Annotated in this window: 27 protein-coding genes; 2 read left to right on the top strand and 25 right to left on the bottom strand. The window is 40.6% G+C overall.

Annotated elements, in window-relative coordinates; genetic code table 11:
* Nucleotides 1-317: 317 nt before the first annotated feature.
* A complete protein-coding gene (gene pdaB / locus CS060_RS09090; protein ID WP_099668893.1) occupies nt 318-1,079 on the top strand; it encodes a polysaccharide deacetylase family sporulation protein PdaB in 762 nt (253 codons plus the stop codon).
* A 16-nt stretch (nt 1,080-1,095) separates the two neighbouring features.
* On the opposite strand, the gene CS060_RS09085 is transcribed toward pdaB, so the two are convergent.
* The gene (locus tag CS060_RS09085) at nt 1,096-1,692 is read right to left on the bottom strand and encodes a KinB-signaling pathway activation protein (protein WP_035049778.1); all 597 of its coding nucleotides are present in this window, start codon (nt 1,690-1,692) and stop codon (nt 1,096-1,098) included.
* Between the two features lie 128 nt (nt 1,693-1,820).
* On the opposite strand from CS060_RS09085, the gene gerD reads away from it, so the two are divergent.
* Nucleotides 1,821-2,420 carry a spore germination lipoprotein GerD gene (gene gerD / locus CS060_RS09080; RefSeq protein WP_099668892.1) on the top strand — a complete coding sequence of 200 codons (600 nt, stop codon included), beginning with the start codon at nt 1,821-1,823 and terminating at the stop codon, nt 2,418-2,420.
* Nucleotides 2,421-2,481: 61 nt separating this feature from the next.
* Here the strand turns inward: gerD and salA are convergent, their stop codons facing one another.
* The 24 genes from salA to rpsH form a co-directional block, all read right to left on the bottom strand.
* Nucleotides 2,482-3,489, bottom strand: a complete 1,008-nt coding sequence (salA, locus tag CS060_RS09075; protein ID WP_099668891.1) for an iron-sulfur carrier protein/transcriptional regulator SalA — start codon at nt 3,487-3,489, stop codon at nt 2,482-2,484.
* A gap of 79 nt (nt 3,490-3,568) precedes the next feature.
* On the bottom strand, nt 3,569-4,267 hold the full coding sequence (cwlD, locus tag CS060_RS09070; RefSeq protein ID WP_035049780.1) for an N-acetylmuramoyl-L-alanine amidase CwlD: 699 nt from the start codon (nt 4,265-4,267) through the stop codon (nt 3,569-3,571).
* Nucleotides 4,268-4,322: 55 nt separating this feature from the next.
* On the bottom strand, nt 4,323-4,727 hold the full coding sequence (locus CS060_RS09065; RefSeq protein ID WP_035049782.1) for a DUF2521 family protein: 405 nt from the start codon (nt 4,725-4,727) through the stop codon (nt 4,323-4,325).
* A 91-nt stretch (nt 4,728-4,818) separates the two neighbouring features.
* Nucleotides 4,819-5,211: a 30S ribosomal protein S9 gene (rpsI, locus tag CS060_RS09060; protein ID WP_003397701.1), complete on the bottom strand. Its 393-nt coding sequence runs from the start codon at nt 5,209-5,211 to the stop codon at nt 4,819-4,821.
* 22 nt (nt 5,212-5,233) lie between these two features.
* Entirely contained in the window at nt 5,234-5,668 is a 435-nt protein-coding gene (rplM, locus tag CS060_RS09055; RefSeq protein WP_009361506.1) for a 50S ribosomal protein L13, read from the bottom strand.
* 146 nt (nt 5,669-5,814) lie between these two features.
* A complete protein-coding gene (gene truA / locus CS060_RS09050; RefSeq protein ID WP_306559373.1) occupies nt 5,815-6,558 on the bottom strand; it encodes a tRNA pseudouridine(38-40) synthase TruA in 744 nt (247 codons plus the stop codon).
* A 12-nt stretch (nt 6,559-6,570) separates the two neighbouring features.
* The gene (locus tag CS060_RS09045) at nt 6,571-7,368 is read right to left on the bottom strand and encodes an energy-coupling factor transporter transmembrane component T family protein (protein ID WP_035049784.1); all 798 of its coding nucleotides are present in this window, start codon (nt 7,366-7,368) and stop codon (nt 6,571-6,573) included.
* Nucleotides 7,365-8,234, bottom strand: coding sequence for an energy-coupling factor ABC transporter ATP-binding protein (locus CS060_RS09040; protein WP_099668890.1), 870 nt, complete (start codon nt 8,232-8,234; stop codon nt 7,365-7,367). The genes CS060_RS09045 and CS060_RS09040 overlap by 4 nt, the downstream gene beginning before the upstream one ends.
* Nucleotides 8,192-9,046 carry an energy-coupling factor ABC transporter ATP-binding protein gene (locus CS060_RS09035; RefSeq protein ID WP_035049787.1) on the bottom strand — a complete coding sequence of 285 codons (855 nt, stop codon included), beginning with the start codon at nt 9,044-9,046 and terminating at the stop codon, nt 8,192-8,194. Before CS060_RS09035 ends, CS060_RS09040 begins: the two co-directional genes overlap by 43 nt.
* A 113-nt stretch (nt 9,047-9,159) precedes the next feature.
* Nucleotides 9,160-9,522: a 50S ribosomal protein L17 gene (gene rplQ / locus CS060_RS09030; protein WP_003397694.1), complete on the bottom strand. Its 363-nt coding sequence runs from the start codon at nt 9,520-9,522 to the stop codon at nt 9,160-9,162.
* A gap of 60 nt (nt 9,523-9,582) precedes the next feature.
* Entirely contained in the window at nt 9,583-10,527 is a 945-nt protein-coding gene (locus tag CS060_RS09025) for a DNA-directed RNA polymerase subunit alpha (protein WP_099668889.1), read from the bottom strand.
* A gap of 168 nt (nt 10,528-10,695) precedes the next feature.
* On the bottom strand, nt 10,696-11,085 hold the full coding sequence (gene rpsK / locus CS060_RS09020) for a 30S ribosomal protein S11 (protein ID WP_003397692.1): 390 nt from the start codon (nt 11,083-11,085) through the stop codon (nt 10,696-10,698).
* Nucleotides 11,086-11,110: 25 nt separating this feature from the next.
* Nucleotides 11,111-11,476, bottom strand: a complete 366-nt coding sequence (rpsM, locus tag CS060_RS09015; protein ID WP_003397691.1) for a 30S ribosomal protein S13 — start codon at nt 11,474-11,476, stop codon at nt 11,111-11,113.
* 22 nt (nt 11,477-11,498) lie between these two features.
* Nucleotides 11,499-11,612: a 50S ribosomal protein L36 gene (rpmJ, locus tag CS060_RS09010; protein ID WP_000868344.1), complete on the bottom strand. Its 114-nt coding sequence runs from the start codon at nt 11,610-11,612 to the stop codon at nt 11,499-11,501.
* 30 nt (nt 11,613-11,642) lie between these two features.
* Nucleotides 11,643-11,861, bottom strand: a complete 219-nt coding sequence (infA, locus tag CS060_RS09005; protein WP_003247618.1) for a translation initiation factor IF-1 — start codon at nt 11,859-11,861, stop codon at nt 11,643-11,645.
* A gap of 98 nt (nt 11,862-11,959) precedes the next feature.
* On the bottom strand, nt 11,960-12,706 hold the full coding sequence (gene map, locus CS060_RS09000; RefSeq protein WP_035049789.1) for a type I methionyl aminopeptidase: 747 nt from the start codon (nt 12,704-12,706) through the stop codon (nt 11,960-11,962).
* The gene (locus CS060_RS08995) at nt 12,706-13,356 is read right to left on the bottom strand and encodes an adenylate kinase (RefSeq protein ID WP_035049791.1); all 651 of its coding nucleotides are present in this window, start codon (nt 13,354-13,356) and stop codon (nt 12,706-12,708) included. Before CS060_RS08995 ends, map begins: the two co-directional genes overlap by 1 nt.
* A 59-nt stretch (nt 13,357-13,415) precedes the next feature.
* Nucleotides 13,416-14,708, bottom strand: coding sequence for a preprotein translocase subunit SecY (gene secY / locus CS060_RS08990; protein WP_035049792.1), 1,293 nt, complete (start codon nt 14,706-14,708; stop codon nt 13,416-13,418).
* Nucleotides 14,708-15,148: a 50S ribosomal protein L15 gene (rplO, locus tag CS060_RS08985; RefSeq protein WP_032101416.1), complete on the bottom strand. Its 441-nt coding sequence runs from the start codon at nt 15,146-15,148 to the stop codon at nt 14,708-14,710. Before rplO ends, secY begins: the two co-directional genes overlap by 1 nt.
* Nucleotides 15,149-15,162: 14 nt before the next feature.
* Entirely contained in the window at nt 15,163-15,351 is a 189-nt protein-coding gene (gene rpmD / locus CS060_RS08980) for a 50S ribosomal protein L30 (RefSeq protein ID WP_035020776.1), read from the bottom strand.
* Nucleotides 15,352-15,365: 14 nt separating this feature from the next.
* Nucleotides 15,366-15,866, bottom strand: a complete 501-nt coding sequence (rpsE, locus tag CS060_RS08975) for a 30S ribosomal protein S5 (protein ID WP_004888691.1) — start codon at nt 15,864-15,866, stop codon at nt 15,366-15,368.
* A 19-nt stretch (nt 15,867-15,885) separates the two neighbouring features.
* Nucleotides 15,886-16,248 (bottom strand): 50S ribosomal protein L18, encoded by a 363-nt coding sequence (gene rplR / locus CS060_RS08970; RefSeq protein WP_009361496.1) that lies wholly within the window; start codon nt 16,246-16,248, stop codon nt 15,886-15,888.
* Between the two features lie 32 nt (nt 16,249-16,280).
* Complete coding sequence (gene rplF / locus CS060_RS08965; protein WP_003397681.1) at nt 16,281-16,820, bottom strand: 50S ribosomal protein L6; 540 nt, start codon at nt 16,818-16,820, stop codon at nt 16,281-16,283.
* 29 nt (nt 16,821-16,849) lie between these two features.
* On the bottom strand, nt 16,850-17,248 hold the full coding sequence (rpsH, locus tag CS060_RS08960; protein ID WP_003397680.1) for a 30S ribosomal protein S8: 399 nt from the start codon (nt 17,246-17,248) through the stop codon (nt 16,850-16,852).
* Between the last annotated feature and the right edge of the window lie 4 nt (nt 17,249-17,252).

Raw genomic sequence — 17,252 nt, 5'->3', positions numbered from 1 at the left:
TATTAGGCACGCCGCCAGCGTTCGTCCTGAGCCAGGATCAAACTCTCCATAGAAAAGTTATCCTTAGCTTCTTTACGCTTTTCGCTTCGTTCAGTTTTCAAGGAACATCTCCGTCAAATGACGGCTTTAGTATTTTAACACTTCTTTCATTTATCGTCAACCGTGTTTTTTAATTGCTGACGACGTTTATTAATTTAACATACGCTTTATTTTTTTGTCAACAATATTTTTTAAAAAAATGTTCTCGTTTATTCATTAATCATATCGTTCTATTTCCTGCATAAGATGGTCATAAAAAAGACAAAGGGGGACAAACATTGAAATTTTTTTATATAATCAACGGAAAAACAATAAAAACATGGCTTCTTGTTATATCAATTGCCTTTGTCACAGCTTCGATTTTATACATTCAACAGCTTGCAAGTAAATCTGTATTTTCCACGGATCCTGGACCGAAAGCCATTTACAAAGTCGAAAACAAAAAAAATGAACTTGCTTTGACATTTGATATTAGTTGGGGAGAAACAAATGCTATACCTATTTTAAACGTGTTAAAAAAACATGGGGTGAAAGCTACATTTTTTCTATCTGCTTCTTGGGCTGAACGCCATCCACGCATCGTAAAAAAAATCGTAGACGATGGGCACGAGATCGGAAGTATGGGTTATGAATACAAAAACTATACTGAACTAGAGAGAGGGAAAATTGTTCGTGACTTAGCACACGCCAAAAAAGTATTTGATACATTAGGTATTAAACATACCCCTTTTCTTCGTGTACCGACAGGAAATTTTAATAAAAATGTCTTAAAAGTCGTTCATTCTTTTGGTCATACTGTTGTTCATTGGAGTGTTGATTCAAAGGACTGGCTTAATCCTGGCGTAAATGCCATTGTTGAAAATGTGACACAAAATGCAAAAGGGGGAGATATTGTGTTACTTCATGCATCAGACTCAGCGAAACAAACCGCTCAAGCACTAGAACAAATTATCACATGGATGAAAAAAGAACAGTATAAAAGCGTACCGATATCCGATCTTGTGAACAATGCCCATATAAAAAGTAAAGAAATAAAATGAGGCAGCAAGCCTCATTTTATTTTCGTAAAAGTCTATGCAATGTAAGCAATTGATACGCATTACAAATCAATAGGGGAAACAACATTAAGTACAACCAGTTTTCTTCGTTAATTCTCAATACCGGAAACCACTCAATCACCGTAACAACAACCATAAAAAACAGGGCAGGAACAAACGCCTCTTTGTTTGTTTCACGCATTTTTACGTATGCAACAATGAGTCCAAACAGAAAAATAAATAAAGCAACAAGAACGTAACTAACAATGGATTCTCCTTCTTTAGCAAACAGTTGATAACGAAAATAAACGAGATCAAATAAAACAAAAGCAATGAGAACGATTTGTACTGCATTCCATAAACTGACAGAGCGAAAAACTCCGAGACCAAAACGATGAATCGTTAAATATGCAAAAAAGCCCATTTGACTAATGACACTAAAAATGAAACCAACACCAATGAGCCAAACGAGAACAGATAAAATTTCTTTTATCTCAAACGATGTAAAAAGATGTGCGTATTCATTCCATTTTACAGCAAATCCAACAATCCCTGTACTTATTCCACCGACAAACAATGTTGAAAAAAACAATTGAACCCACTTTCGACTATTCACTAATGTACCCTCCACTTCTCAATATCCCTTTCAAAATTCTATCAACGAAATAAGAAAAATGCTAGCGAATATTTTTGCAAAGAATATTGAATATTAACAGTAAGGAAACTTGTTGAAAGGGGCCCTTAATGATGAATCGAACATTTTTGCTCCTCGCATTTAGTTGTGTATTAGCGCTAGCAGGGTGCGCTCAACAAGAAAAAACTCCTGCACAACCTGATTACGATCAAACGAAAAAAATGGTCGTTGATATTTTAAAGACAGATGAAGGAAAAAAAGCCATTCAAGAAGTGATGAGCGATGAGAAAGTAAAACAGCAACTCGTCATGGATCAAGAAGTTGTAAAAAAAACGATTGAAGAAACGTTAACATCAGACAAAGGAAAAGCGTTTTGGAAAAAAGCGTTTGAAGACCCAAAGTTCGCTCAAAATTTCGCGAAAAGCATGAAAGAAGAACATGAAAAATTATTAAAAGCGCTAATGAAAGACCCTGAATATCAAGCAATGATTGTAGACATTATGCAAAACCCAGAAATGAAAAAATTAATACAAACAGAGATGAAAAATAAAGATTTCCGCGCCCATTTGCAAAAAGTCATTACAGAGACATTTAGTAGCCCGCTATTTAAAGCAAAAATTGAAGACATTCTCATCAAAGCAGCAGAAGAAATGCAAGGCGGTAAGAAAAAATCCGATCAAGAGGAATCAAGCGAGGATCAAACAGCATAAGGGTGTCCCTCCATTCTCAAGACACCCTTTGTATATATCCTCATGAAAGAAAAATGCAACGTCATCGTAGCTTTGCGATAATTTTTTTAGCAATATCCATATACACTTTTCCAATTGGATGATCTTCGCCATATACAGAAGGGGCAAAATCATCATCGTTCCAGTCAGGTTGTCCGAGCGGTAACTGACCAAGTAAGTCCGTTTGTAATTCTTCAGCTAATTTTTGACCACCGCCTTTTCCAAAAATATATTCTCTTTCACCCGTTGTTTTACTTTCAAAATATGACATGTTTTCGATGACACCAACAACCTCGTGATTCGTTCGAACCGCCATCGCCCCTGCTCTCGCGGCAACAAAAGCAGCCGTTGGATGAGGGGTTGTGACAATGATTTCTTTCGATGTCGGGAGCATCGTATGCACGTCTAACGCTACATCTCCTGTACCTGGTGGTAAATCTAATAATAAGTAGTCTAATTCTCCCCATTCCACTTCGTCAAAAAAGTTTTTTAACATTTTACCAAGCATCGGTCCACGCCAAATAACCGGCGAGTTATCTTCTACAAAAAATCCCATCGAAATCACTTTCACACCGAATCGTTCAACAGGAATAATTTTCTCTCCACGAACAACTGGACGTTCTGTAATGCCCATCATGTCTGGCACACTAAATCCATAAATATCAGCGTCAATTAACCCAACTTTTTTGCTAAGTCGAGCAAGCGAAACGGCTAAATTAACTGATACAGTCGACTTTCCTACTCCACCTTTTCCACTTGCAATCGCTAAGTAAATCGGCTCATTTGTTTTACTTCCCTCTTCTAATGGCAATTGAGCAAAACGAAGCCCAACAGACGATGCTCCTGCATCTTTTAAACGTTGTACAACCGTCTGTTGCACTTGAAGTTGTTCTGCCGTTCCTGTTTTAGCTAAAGCGATTTTTACGCTCACTAACCCTTTCTCCTCATTTATCTTGACTTCTTGAATCGCTCCTGTTTCTTTAAACGTTTTTTTCAAAAAAGGGTCGTAAATCGTTTCGAGTAGCTCCACAACTTGTTTTTCTGTCAACATCGCGCCTCACCAATCCTTATGTATTCGGTTTCACACTTTCAATATAACATAATTTTCTGTATAAAAAAAATAATCCTTCTCATTCAGAAGGATCGCGTTCGTTTGACACGTAACGTAAAATACCTTTGTAAATCGAAGCGGCAAGCTGTTCTTGATACGTTGAAGATGCTAGTAATTTCCGTTCTTCTTCATTTGACAAAAAGCCGATTTCAACTAAAGCTCCTGGTTTTTTAGCCATTTTTAATAAATATACGGTTTGAATGGGCTTCGCCAATCGATGTGTATTTTCCAAATTGATGCGTAGCTCTTGTTGAATAAACTTAGCTAGCCTTGCATTTTCCTCTAATGAAGGATAGTAAAAAACTTGTGCGCCTCTCCATTTCGGCGAAGGGATGGCATTTAAATGAATGCTAATAAAAAAATGTGCCTCTGACTCATTCACAAATTGGACTCGACGTTGTAAATCTTCTATTTTTCTTCGGCTATATCCCCTTGTTTGTTCGCTTGCTAAATCATGGTCTCCTTCTCTCGTCATTTGAACGAGTGCACCTTGTTGTTGTAAATAATCGCGTAATTTTAACGCCACATCTAGCGCGACTTCCTTCTCCAAAACATCTCCTCCGACCGCTCCCCCATCAGGTCCTCCATGCCCCGGATCAAGAACAATAATTTTTCCTGATAACGGTAAGCTCCATGCTTTCCAAGAGCGATCATGAAGGACATAAAACTGTAAAAAAAGGACAAAAACAATGAAAAAAATAATAATACGTATTTTCATCCCTTCTCCTCCCCACTATTTATGTTATATGGGACAAGAGGAGAATTTAGAACGGTTACTTCAAACGAAGACGGAGACGACGCAGCCCTTTTTCGATTCCTTCTTTCCACCATCCATCGATGTAACGAGCGCATACATCGTACAAGTCATCTCCGTATTGCTTCATATGCTCATACAATTCATAAATAAGTTGCGTATATTCATCAGCACAACGTCTTTTCACTGTTTCCGTTGATTCACCATAATATATAAAACGACTATAATGTACTCCGATCAAATATGCTTCAATCGCCACATCAATACATATTGTTTCAATACATTCAGAAATAACAATGTATCGCTTCCAATACGTGCGCGTACGTTCCCACAGTTCACGATAAGAAAGATCGCGCAATGCATTTCGTTCATCAATCAGTTGCTTTTCTACCTTTTTTACCGTAAACGACGTAAGTATTCCCAACTTTTTATCCCTCCTCACACATATTGTCCACATAAGAAGGAGAGAGATACAAAAAAAAATCTCGGCAAATAATTGCCGAGATTTGTTGAGATTAACGTTTTGAGAATTGTGGTGCACGACGAGCGCCTTTAAGGCCGTATTTCTTACGCTCTTTCACACGAGAGTCGCGCGTTAATAAACCTGCACGTTTTAATGTTTGACGGTATTCAGGGTCAACTTGTAACAATGCACGAGCGATACCGTGACGGATCGCACCTGCTTGACCTGTAAATCCACCACCGCTTACGTTTACTAATACATCGTAGCTACCGAACGTTTCTGTTAAAACAAGTGGCTGTTTTACAACTTCCACTAACGATTCATATGGAACGTAGTCACGAATGTCACGACCATTTACGATAATGCGTCCTTCACCTGGAACGAGACGCACGCGCGCAACTGAACTTTTGCGACGGCCTGTGCCGTAGTATTGTACCTGTGCCAAAATAATGCCCTCCTTTAATCAATTATCCGCGAAGTTCATAAACTTCTGGTTTTTGTGCTTGATGTGGATGTTCACTTCCACGATAGACATGTAATTTTTTGAACATTTGACGACCAAGGCTACCTTTTGGAAGCATGCCGCGAATTGCTCTTTCAAGCATTTGCTCTGGGTAATTTGTGCGCATTTCAAGAGCTGTTCTTACTTTTAATCCACCTGGATGTAAGCTATGACGATAGTATAATTTGTTTGTTAATTTTTTACCTGTTAATTCAATTTTCTCTGCGTTGATAATGATCACATGATCACCTGTATCAACATGCGGTGTGTAAGTTGGTTTATGTTTACCGCGCAAAATTGCAGCAACTTCGCTAGCAAGACGTCCTAACGTTTTGCCTTCTGCATCAACAACGTACCATTTACGTTCTACTTCATTTGGCTTCGCCATATACGTACGCATTTGTTTTCCCTCCTAAAATAAAAAATAAACAAGCGATATTTATTTCAACACGATTAATTTCCGGGGCTAATCGTGGGTTTAAAATACATACCATATGATATAATATCTCTTTCATTACCCAATGTCAAGAAAATGTTACACCTGGATTAGTTGTCATACGAAACGCTCCACAAATAAAGACCATGACCCGGTGCGGTCTTTCCGGCAGCATTGCGATTTTTTTGTTCTAAAATTGTTTTTATCTCTTCAGCTCGCCGTTCCCCGCGTCCGACTTCTAACACCGTTCCAACGATAATGCGAACCATATTGTACAAAAAACCGTTACCAACAAGACGGAAAATGAGTTCTTCCCCTTCTTCAATCAATTCCGCTTCATAAATGGTACGAACTTTATCTTCTATTTCCGTTTTTGCGGAACAAAAGCTTGTGAAATCATGCGTGCCGATGAAATAATGAAGCGCTTCTTTCATGTTCGTTACATGAAGTTGATACGGATAGTGATATACATGATGACGCAAAAACACGTTTTTCTCTCCCGTCCAGACACGGTAACGATATTCTTTCTTTTTCACACTAAATCGCGCATGGAAAGAAGGCGCTACTTCACTTGCCTCCTTAACAATGACATCATCGGGAAGGAGCGCATTTAGCGCTTTCGGCCATTTCTCATCTGGAATGGACAGCGGTGTGTCAAAATGAATCACCTGTCCGTGTGCATGAACGGTTGCATCCGTTCTGCCTGAAGCATATACGCGAACAAATTGTCCTTTATGGATGATCGAAAGCGCACGCTCAAGCTCTCCTTGTACGGTCCGCTTTTGTTGCTGAATTTGATAACCTGCAAAATATGTGCCATCATATGCAATAGTGCATTTGATTCTTCTCACCATTTCCGCTCCTTTTTATGAACGAAGTAGCCATAATACAATCGCTAGAAAGCCAAGCAAAATCATAAAAGCGGTATCTATGCCCCTCCACGTCAACTCGCGCCATTTTGTTCGACCGTTCCCGCCACGGTATCCCCGCACTTCCATAGCAACCGCTAGCTCTTCTGCTCGTTTAAAGGCGCTAATGAATAGCGGAACAAGCAACGCCGTCATCGCCTTCATTCGTTCTGATAGCGGTCCGCTTGCAAAATCGACACCGCGAGCCATTTGAGCTTTCATAATTTTCTCAGTTTCTTCCATTAATGTTGGAATAAAACGGAGGGAAATCGACATCATTAACGCTAGTTCATGAACAGGTATATTCCACTTTTTTAACGGCGAAAGCAATGATTCCATACCATCTGTTACTTCAATGGGCGTCGTTGTTAACGTCAATAGCGTTGTAACAACGATAAGGAGCAAAAAGCGCAAAGAAATAAATGCCCCTTGTTGAATCGCTTTATCGTACACTTCGATCCCAAGCCATTGAAAAACAATATTCCCCTCTTTTGTAAACAATACATGAAGAAGAAACGTAAACACAATGACCCATAAAACGGGCTTTAATCCTTTAATTATGAACGAAAGCTTTATGCGCGATAAAAACAATAACGCACACGTAAAAAAAGTCAACACCCCGTATGTCCATTCATTATTAGCAAGAAAAACAATGAATACATATATAAACATGAGCAGCAGTTTTGTACGTGGATCAAGACGATGAATAAGAGAATCTCCAGGAACATATTTTCCGATAATCATATTGTTCATCATATGCGCTTCACCCTAGTAAATAACGTTTGTAAGTTTTTGATGACGTCTTCTATCGTCAAACAAGGGGCATGAAATTGCACTCCAAATTTTTGTTCGATTGCCCGCTGAAACAAAACGGTTTCAGGGACATCTAGCCCGAGGCCTATCAAATCATCAACATGACGAAAAATATGTTCTGGTGCTCCTCTTCGCACAATCGTTCCTTGATGCATCACGATGATGTCATCCGCATAACGTGCTGCCTCCTCCATGCTATGTGTAACAAGCACAATCGTCATTCCTTTTCGGCGTTGAAGCTGCGCAAACATATCCATCATTTCTTTTCGCCCACGAGGATCTAATCCAGCAGTAGGTTCATCTAACACGAGCACTTCTGGGTTCATTGCTAACACACCTGCAATAGCCACACGACGCATTTGCCCACCGCTTAAAGCAAATGGAGATTTATGTCGCACTTCTTCCGGCAATCCAACAAGCGCTAACCACTCACCAACACGAGCTTTTGCTTCTTGTTCTGACATGCCAAAATTCATCGGTCCAAAACAAATATCTTTTTCTACTGTTTCCTCAAATAGTTGATGTTCAGGAAATTGAAAAACAATCCCTACTTTTTTTCTTAAAGACTTTAAATGTTTTTCTTTTTTTCCTGCTGTAATTGTATATTTGCCAAGATGAACCGTCCCTTTTGTCGGTTGAAGTAAACCATTTAAATGTTGCAAAAGGGTAGACTTTCCCGATCCTGTATGCCCTACAACAGCTACGTATGAACCGTTACGAATATCCATATGAATGTCGTACAGCGCTCGCTTTTCGAAAGGGGTATTTATTTGGTAGCGATGTTCGACATCGCGGAATACAATGTCCATAATTCACTCACCAACCCCTCCATTGTCAAGTGATCGGTTGTAATCGGAATGTCATTTTCCTTCAACCGTTGACTTAGTTGGAGCGAGAATGGTAAGTCTAACCCCATTTCTTCCAACTTCGCTCCGTGCGCAAAAATATGTTCAGGTGTTCCTTCTAATGCGATCCTTCCTTTATTCATGACAATTACTCGGTCAGCTTTTGCCACTTCATTTAAATCATGAGTAATTGAAATAACAGTCATATCATGTTCGTGACGAAGCGATTGTATCACTTGAAGTACTTCTCTTTTTCCACTCGGATCAAGCATAGATGTTGCTTCGTCTAAAATGATGATATGCGGCTGAAGAGCAATGGCGCTTGCAATGGCAACACGCTGTTTTTGCCCACCTGACAGACGGTGCGGTTCGTCATTAGCGAAATTTTCCATACCTACTTTTTGTAACGCATCTTTTATGCGCTTTTCCATTTCATTTTTTGGTACGCCACGATTTTCAAGACCAAAGGCAACATCATCTTGAACAGTCGTTCCAACAAACTGGTTATCTGGATTTTGAAAAACAATGCCTAATCGCTTCCGAACATCCCAAACCGTTTTTTCATTTAATGAAATCCCACATGCGTGAATTGTTCCGCTTGTCGGTGGCAATAACCCAATTAACAACTTCGCAAGCGTCGATTTTCCTGACCCGTTATGCCCAACAATCGTTACCCATTCGCCTTTGTATACTTGAAACGATACGTTTTGTAAAGCATATGTTTGTTCGTTTACATATTGAAAACTTACATTTTCTACACGTACTACAACTTCCACGTCTCTCTCCTCATCTCTTCTGAATTTTCTTACTCTCTACTCTACTACAAAAAAGAAAACAAAAAAAGGGCATAGATCCAGTTCAAAAACTGTCTCGCCCTTGTAAAAACGTATTAAACTAGTTCAATAATGACCATTGGAGCACCGTCACCGCGGCGTGGTCCAAGTTTCATAATGCGCGTATAACCACCTTGACGGTCTTGGTAACGAGGTGCGATGTCGCTAAACAATTTTTGAATCGCATCTTGACCTGTTTCCGTGTTTGCGACTTCTTTGCGTACGAATGCAGCAGCTTGACGACGTGCATGCAAATCGCCACGCTTTCCTAATGTAATCATTTTTTCTACAACAGAACGCAACTCTTTTGCACGAGCTTCTGTTGTTTCAATTCGCTCATTAATGATTAAGTCTGTCACTAAATCACGAAGCAATGCTTTACGTTGAGAGCTTGTGCGTCCTAATTTTCTGTAAGACATGTGATGTCCCTCCTTTATTTCACTTTTAACATGAAAATGCCTAGTTAACCAAACGCTTAACTAGTCATCTTTACGTAAGCTTAATCCTAGCTCTTCTAACTTCGCCTTTACTTCTTCAAGCGACTTGCGGCCTAAGTTGCGCACTTTCATCATATCTTCTTCTGTTTTTTGCGCAAGTTCTTGCACTGTATTAATGCCAGCACGCTTCAAGCAGTTGTACGAACGAACAGAAAGATCAAGCTCTTCAATTGTCATCTCGAGCACTTTTTCTTTTTGATCTTCTTCTTTTTCGATCATGATTTCCGCGTGTTGCGCTTCATCTGTTAAGTTCACAAAAATGTTTAAGTGCTCTGTTAAAATTTTTGCCCCTAGTGAGATTGCTTCTTTCGGGCCGATGCTACCATCTGTCCACACGTCGATCGTTAACTTGTCGTAATTTGTCATTTGACCGACGCGCGTATTTTCGACTTGGTACGATACGCGCGATACCGGCGTATAAATGGAATCGATCGGGATAACACCTATCGGTTGATCCTCGCGCTTGTTAGCGTCAGCTGGCGTATACCCACGTCCGCGTTTTGCTGTCATTCTCACCCGTAAACGACCATCTTTTGCTAATGTCGCAATATGAAGGTCTGGATTGAGAATTTCTACGTCGCTATCGTGAGTAATATCGGCAGCTGTAACGACTCCTTCACCCTGTACATCAATCTCAAGCGTCTTTTCTTCGTCCGAATAAATTTTTAGCGCTAGCTTCTTAATGTTTAAAATGATTGTTGTTACATCTTCCACGACGCCATCAATTGTTGAAAACTCGTGCAATACACCATCTATTTGAACAGATGTTACAGCGGCACCAGGGAGTGAGGATAACAGGATACGACGTAAGGAGTTACCCAAAGTTGTACCATATCCACGCTCAAGTGGTTCAACGACGAATTTGCCATATTTGGCATCCTCGCTGATTTCAACCGTTTCGATTTTCGGCTTTTCGATTTCCAACATTCCTTTAACCCTCCTTCAAAACGTCGAAACCCCGATTAAACCGATGACAGCTCAATCGAAATTCCCCCATGAATAAGTTCCCGAATGTGCACAACAACTGTTTTTCATTTCCCTGTAAGAATGACTATATCCCATTATTGACACATACGCAAATTCTATACAGGGAAATTAAACACGACGACGTTTTGGCGGACGGCATCCGTTATGTGGAACCGGTGTAACATCTTTAATTGCTGTAATTTCTAATCCAGCCGCTTGAAGTGCACGAATCGCTGCTTCACGACCAGCACCCGGACCTTTTACGTTTACTTCAACAGTTTTCATGCCATGCTCCATTGATGCTTTTGCAGCAGCTTCTGCAGCCATTTGTGCAGCAAACGGAGTAGACTTACGAGAACCTTTGAAGCCTAATGCACCTGCACTTGACCAAGAAATTGCATTTCCATGAACGTCTGTAATTGTGACGATTGTGTTGTTAAAAGTCGAACGGATATGAGCAATACCAGATTCAATATTCTTTTTTACACGACGTTTACGCGTATTCGTTTTACGTGCCATTCGTTCATGAACCTCCTTTACTTAATTATTTTTTCTTATTCGCTACTGTACGACGTGGACCTTTACGTGTACGTGCATTGTTTTTCGTATTTTGGCCACGAACTGGCAATCCGCGACGATGACGAAGACCACGGTAGCAACCGATCTCCATTAAACGTTTAATGTTTAAAGATACTTCACGACGAAGATCTCCTTCTACTTTTAAGCGATCTACGATTTCGCGAATTTTTCCTAATTCTTCTTCTGTTAAATCGCGAACACGAGTGTCTTCAGATACACCAGCTTCTGCTAAGATTTTTTGTGCAGTTGCTTTACCGATTCCGTAAATGTATGTTAATGAAATGACTACACGTTTGTCACGAGGAATATCTACACCTGCAATACGTGCCATGATTTGTACACCTCCTCAAGTTTTATCCTTGTTTTTGCTTATGCTTTGGATTTTCACAAATAACCATAACTTTTCCGCGTCTGCGAATGACTTTACATTTTTCGCAAATCGGTTTTACAGATGGTCTAACCTTCATGTGAACTTACCTCCTTGTTCGTGCGGAGTGTTATTTATATCGATACGTAATTCTTCCACGTGTTAAATCGTAAGGTGATAATTCCACCGTCACTTTATCACCTGGTAAAATACGAATAAAATGCATACGAATTTTACCTGAAACGTGAGCTAAAACAGTATGACCGTTTTCAAGTTCTACTCGGAACATCGCATTAGGCAACGTTTCAACGACTGTACCTTCCACTTCAATTACATCGTCTTTCGCCATTGAACGGCTCTCCCTTCTTTTTTGAAATGAGTAACATGTTCAACTAACACGACCAGTTTAAAGCTTACGATGCGCATCCGCAAAGAAGGTTAAAGCGTTCAAAGTGTTGTTAAAATTTCATATCCCGTCTCAGTAATCGCAATCGTATGCTCAAAATGAGCACAAAGTTTGCCATCTACTGTGACAACCGTCCAATTATCTTCTAACGTGCGAACATAACGGGTTCCTGCATTCACCATCGGTTCAATGCATAGAACCATTCCTGGCTTTAACCGCGGTCCTTTGTTTGGCGGACCGTAATGTGGGATTTGCGGATCTTCATGTAAGTCTTGACCAATTCCATGCCCAACATACTCACGCACAACGGAAAAGTTATGCGCCTCAACGTACGTTTGGATTGCATGAGAAATGTTCGTTAACCGTGCGCCAGGTTTCGCTTCTTCCAATCCGCGATACAATGACTGTTCTGTCACTTCTAACAGTTTTTTTGCCTCTTCGGAGATGGCCCCGACCGGATATGTCCAAGCCGAATCGCCATGATATCCATTATATTTTGCACCAATATCGATGCTAATAATATCTCCTTCGCGAAGCACACGGTCTCCCGGAACGCCGTGAACGAGTTCTTCATTGACGGACGTACAAATGCTCCCTTGGAATCCATTATATCCTTTAAACGAAGGAATTGCATCATGTTTACGAATGAACGTTTCAGCAATATGATCGAGCTCTCTTGTCGTGATGCCTGGCTCGATATATTTTTGTAATTCTTGATGAGTTAAGGCAACAATACGGCCAGCTTCACGCATAATTTCAATTTCGCGTGGGGTTTTGCAAATGATCATTATTGTAAGCCCCCAAGTAATTCACAAATGTCAGCAAACACTTGATCAATATGTTGTTGTCCATTAATGTTGCGCAAGTATCCTTTCGCTGCATAAAAATCAAGCAACGGTTGCGCTTGCTTCATATTGACTTCAAGACGATTTGCTACGGTCGCTTCGTTATCATCTGCACGTTGGTATAACTCTCCACCGCACTTGTCGCAAACACCTGCTTGAGTTGGTGGATTAAATACAAGATGATACGTCGCTCCACATTCTTTACAAATGCGTCTCCCTGTTAAACGTTCCATTAAAATGCTCTTATCTACTTCAATGTTAATGACATAGTCAATGGAACGGTCCAATTGTTGAAGAAGTGTTTCTAACGCTTCTGCTTGAGCGACTGTTCGTGGAAAACCGTCAAGCAAAAATCCGTTTTGGCAATCGTCCTTGCTTAATCGTTCACGAACAATGCCAATGGTCACTTCATCTGGCACAAGATCACCGCGATCCATATATGACTTCGCCTGCAAACCGAGCTCTGTTCCTTCTTTGATCGCTGCTCGAAACATATCCCCAGTAGAAATGTGAGGAATTTTGTATTTCTCAACAATTTTTTCTGCCTGCGTTCCTTTTCCAGCGCCCGGCAGACCCATTAATACTAAATTCATCAATTTCTCCCCCTCAGCTCTATATGAGGTAGAGGGAATAAAATTCCCAACACCTCTTTTTATTTAATAAAGCCTTTATAATGGCGCTTTACTAATTGGCTTTCTAGCTGTTTCATCGTCTCTAAAGCAACGCCGACGACGATCAGCAAACTCGTTCCCCCAATTTGAGCAGAAGGCGGTAGTTTAGCGAACTCGATAAAGAAGACAGGAAGAACAGCGATTGCTGCTAAAAATAGAGCTCCGACGAAAGTTAATCGATATAAAACGCGTGTAATGAATTCTTGCGTGTTTCTTCCTGGACGAATGCCTGGAATATAACCACCTTGCTTTTTCAAATTGTCCGCCATTTGTTCTGGATTAACTTGAACAAACGCATAAAAATACGTAAAGGCAACAATTAAAGCGATGTATATAATCATCCCAACTGGTTGCGTGTAGTCAAAAACTTTTTTAATCCACAATGTTACATCATTCGAGCCGAAAAACGATGCAATCGTCGGTGGAGTAATAATAAACGACACTGCAAAAATAACCGGAATAACACCCGCCGGATTCACTTTTAATGGAATGTGTGTCGAATGACCACCAACTGGACTACGTCCTTCTAATCGCTTTGCGTACTGAATCGGAATTTTCCGGAAAGCTTGTTGCATATAAATGACACCAACGATGACTGCAACAACTGCTAAAGCGACTAGTAGTACTGTGACGATGCGTAAAAACAGCTGATCGCCAGCATTTTCAAACTGCTGAACGTAAATTTGATTGAGCGTTGTTGGGATACCTGAGACAATCCCTGCAAAAATCAAAACAGAAATGCCGTTCCCAACACCTTTCGCCGTAATTTGCTCACCAAGCCACATTAAAAAGGCTGTTCCAGCTGTTAAAACGAGCGCAATAAGCAAATATGTCGGAATGCCTGGGTTTTTAATGAGTACACCACCAGACATATTATGAAAACCGTATGACATAGCGAACGCTTGGATAAAACCAAGCACAATTGTAAAGTAGCGAGTAAACTGAGCGAGCTTACGGCGGCCTACTTCTCCTTGTTTCGACCATTCCGTAAATTTAGGAACAACATCCATCTGCAATAGTTGTACGATGATAGATGCCGTAATGTATGGCATGACGCCCATCGCGAAAATAGAGAAATTTTTCAAGGCGCCACCACCGAATGTGTTCAATACCCCAAAGGCATTGAACTGGTCTTGCATTTTTAATACGTCTGCATTGACGCCCGGCACAGGAATAAACGTACCGATGCGAAATACAATGAGCATAAGAAGGGTGAACAAAATTTTTCTTCTTATATCACCCACGCGCATAAAATTGGAGATTGTTCGAAACATTAAATCACCTCAGTTGTACCGCCAGCAGCTTCGATCGCTTCTTTTGCAGAAGCAGAGAATTTATGAGCTTTCACTGTTAATTTTTTCGTAAGCTCACCGTTGCCAAGAACTTTGATGCCTGCTTTTAGCTTGCTTACTACGCCTGTTTCAAGCAACAATTCTGGTGTTACTTCCGTACCGTCTTCAAAGCGATTTAATGCTTCCAGGTTAACGATCGCATATTCTTTACGATGAATGTTTGTAAAGCCGCGTTTTGGTAAACGACGGAATAAAGGTGTTTGACCACCTTCAAAGCCGATGCGTACACCGCCACCAGAGCGAGCGTTTTGCCCTTTATGTCCTTTACCAGAAGTTTTTCCGTTACCAGAGCCGATACCACGACCAACACGATTGCGTTCTTTACGGGAACCCGGTGCTGGTTGTAATTCATGTAGCTTCATGTCTAGGCACCTCCTTATTCTTCTAATTCTTTTACTGTTACAAGGTGAGAAACTTTATTAATCATTCCACGAATGGCTGGATTATCGTTATGAACAACTGTTTGATGCAATTTTTTCAAACCTAATGTTTTAACCGTCACGCGTTGGTCTTGCGGACGACCAATTACGCTGCGAGTGAGGGTAATTGCTAATTTTTTCGCCATCATTTTTCCCTCCCTTATCCTAACAGTTCCTCAACTGTTTTACCGCGCAATTTTGCTACCTCTTCAGCCCGTTTCAACTGTTTCAAACCGTCGATTGTTGCGCGCACCATGTTGATTGGTGTGTTGGAGCCGATTGACTTCGATAAAATATCACTAATGCCTGCTAATTCTAATACCGCACGTGCAGGACCACCAGCGATAACCCCTGTACCTTCAGATGCTGGTTTTAAAATGATTTCACCTGCTCCGAAATGTCCAATCACTTCATGTGGAATTGTTGTACCAACGATCGGTACAGTAATTAAGTTTTTCTTCGCGTCTTCAATCGCTTTGCGAATAGCATCTGGAACTTCTTGAGCTTTTCCTGTTCCAAAGCCGACATGACCGTTTTTGTCACCAACAACGACTAACGCAGCGAAACGGAAACGACGTCCACCTTTTACAACTTTGGCTACGCGGTTAACGGCAACAACGCGTTCTTCTAGTTCAAGTTTATTTGGATCAATGCGACGCATCTCTGTCCCTCCTTCTTAATTAGAATTGTAATCCAGCTTCACGAGCAGCGTCTGCAAGTGCTTTAACACGTCCATGATATAAATATCCGCCACGGTCAAATACAACCGATGTAATTCCTTTTTCAAGCGCACGTTTAGCAATTAATTCGCCCACTTTTTGAGCTGCTTCAACATTGCCTGTTGATTCTAAGTCAAACTCTTTATCTAATGTTGACGCGCTAACAAGTGTCACAGCTTTCATATCGTCAATAATTTGCGCATAAATGTGTTTGTTTGAACGGAACACATTTAAGCGTGGACGTTCCGCAGTTCCTACTACTTTACGACGAACACGAGCGTGTCTTTTTTTGCGAACTGCATTTTTATCAAGCTTAGTGATCATTCGTGTCACTCCTTTCATTTACCTAAGCAGCATTATTTCTTACCTGTTTTACCTTCTTTACGACGTACAACTTCGCCTTCATAGCGAATACCTTTTCCTTTGTAAGGCTCTGGTGAACGAACGGCACGAATGTTTGCTGCTAATTCACCAACACGTTGTTTGTCCGCACCTTTAACGATAATTTTTGTTTGTGAAGGCACTTCAATTTCAAGTCCTTCTTCTGGTTCGATTTCAACAGGATGAGAGTATCCAACGCTTAATACAAGCTTTTTACCTTGTTTTGTCGCACGGTAACCGACACCGACAAGCTCAAGCCCACGCTCATAACCTTTTGAAACACCTTCAACCATGTTCGCAAGTAAGCTACGAGTCGTTCCGTGAAGCGCACGATGATGTTTTTCATCGCTTGGACGCTCAACTGTTAAAACGTTTCCTTCTAATTTAATGACCATATCTGGATGGAACGTACGAGTAAGTTCACCTTTCGGACCTTTTACAGTAACTGTGTTACCGTTTAATGTAACTGTAACACCAGCTGGAATTTCCAATGGTTTTTTACCAACACGTGACATGTACTACACCTCCATTCGTTGCAAAATAATTACCAAATATATGCTAACACTTCGCCGCCAGTACGTTTTTGACGTGCTTCTTTGTCAGTTAAAATACCTTGAGATGTTGAAAGAATTGCGATTCCTAAACCGTTCAATACACGTGGTACCTCATCAGCTTTCGCATACACGCGCAAACCAGGTTTGCTAATGCGTTTAAGACCTGTAATTACGCGCTCGTTATTTGGACCGTACTTTAAGAAAATTCGAAGAATACCTTGTTTGTTATCTTCAATGTACTCGACATCACGAATGAAACCTTCACGCTTTAAAATTTCAGCGATTTCTCTTTTAATTTTTGAAGCAGGAACTTCAAGTTTCTCGTGACGCACCATGTTCGCATTACGAATGCGAGTAAGCATATCTGCAATTGGATCTGTCATCACCATTATG

Source organism: Anoxybacillus flavithermus, from assembly GCF_002742685.1.
Classification (GTDB): Bacteria; Bacillota; Bacilli; order Bacillales; family Anoxybacillaceae; genus Anoxybacillus; species Anoxybacillus flavithermus_E.
The sequence above is the reverse complement of the archived record's forward strand: the minus strand, read 5'-3'. Positions and strand labels throughout refer to the sequence as shown.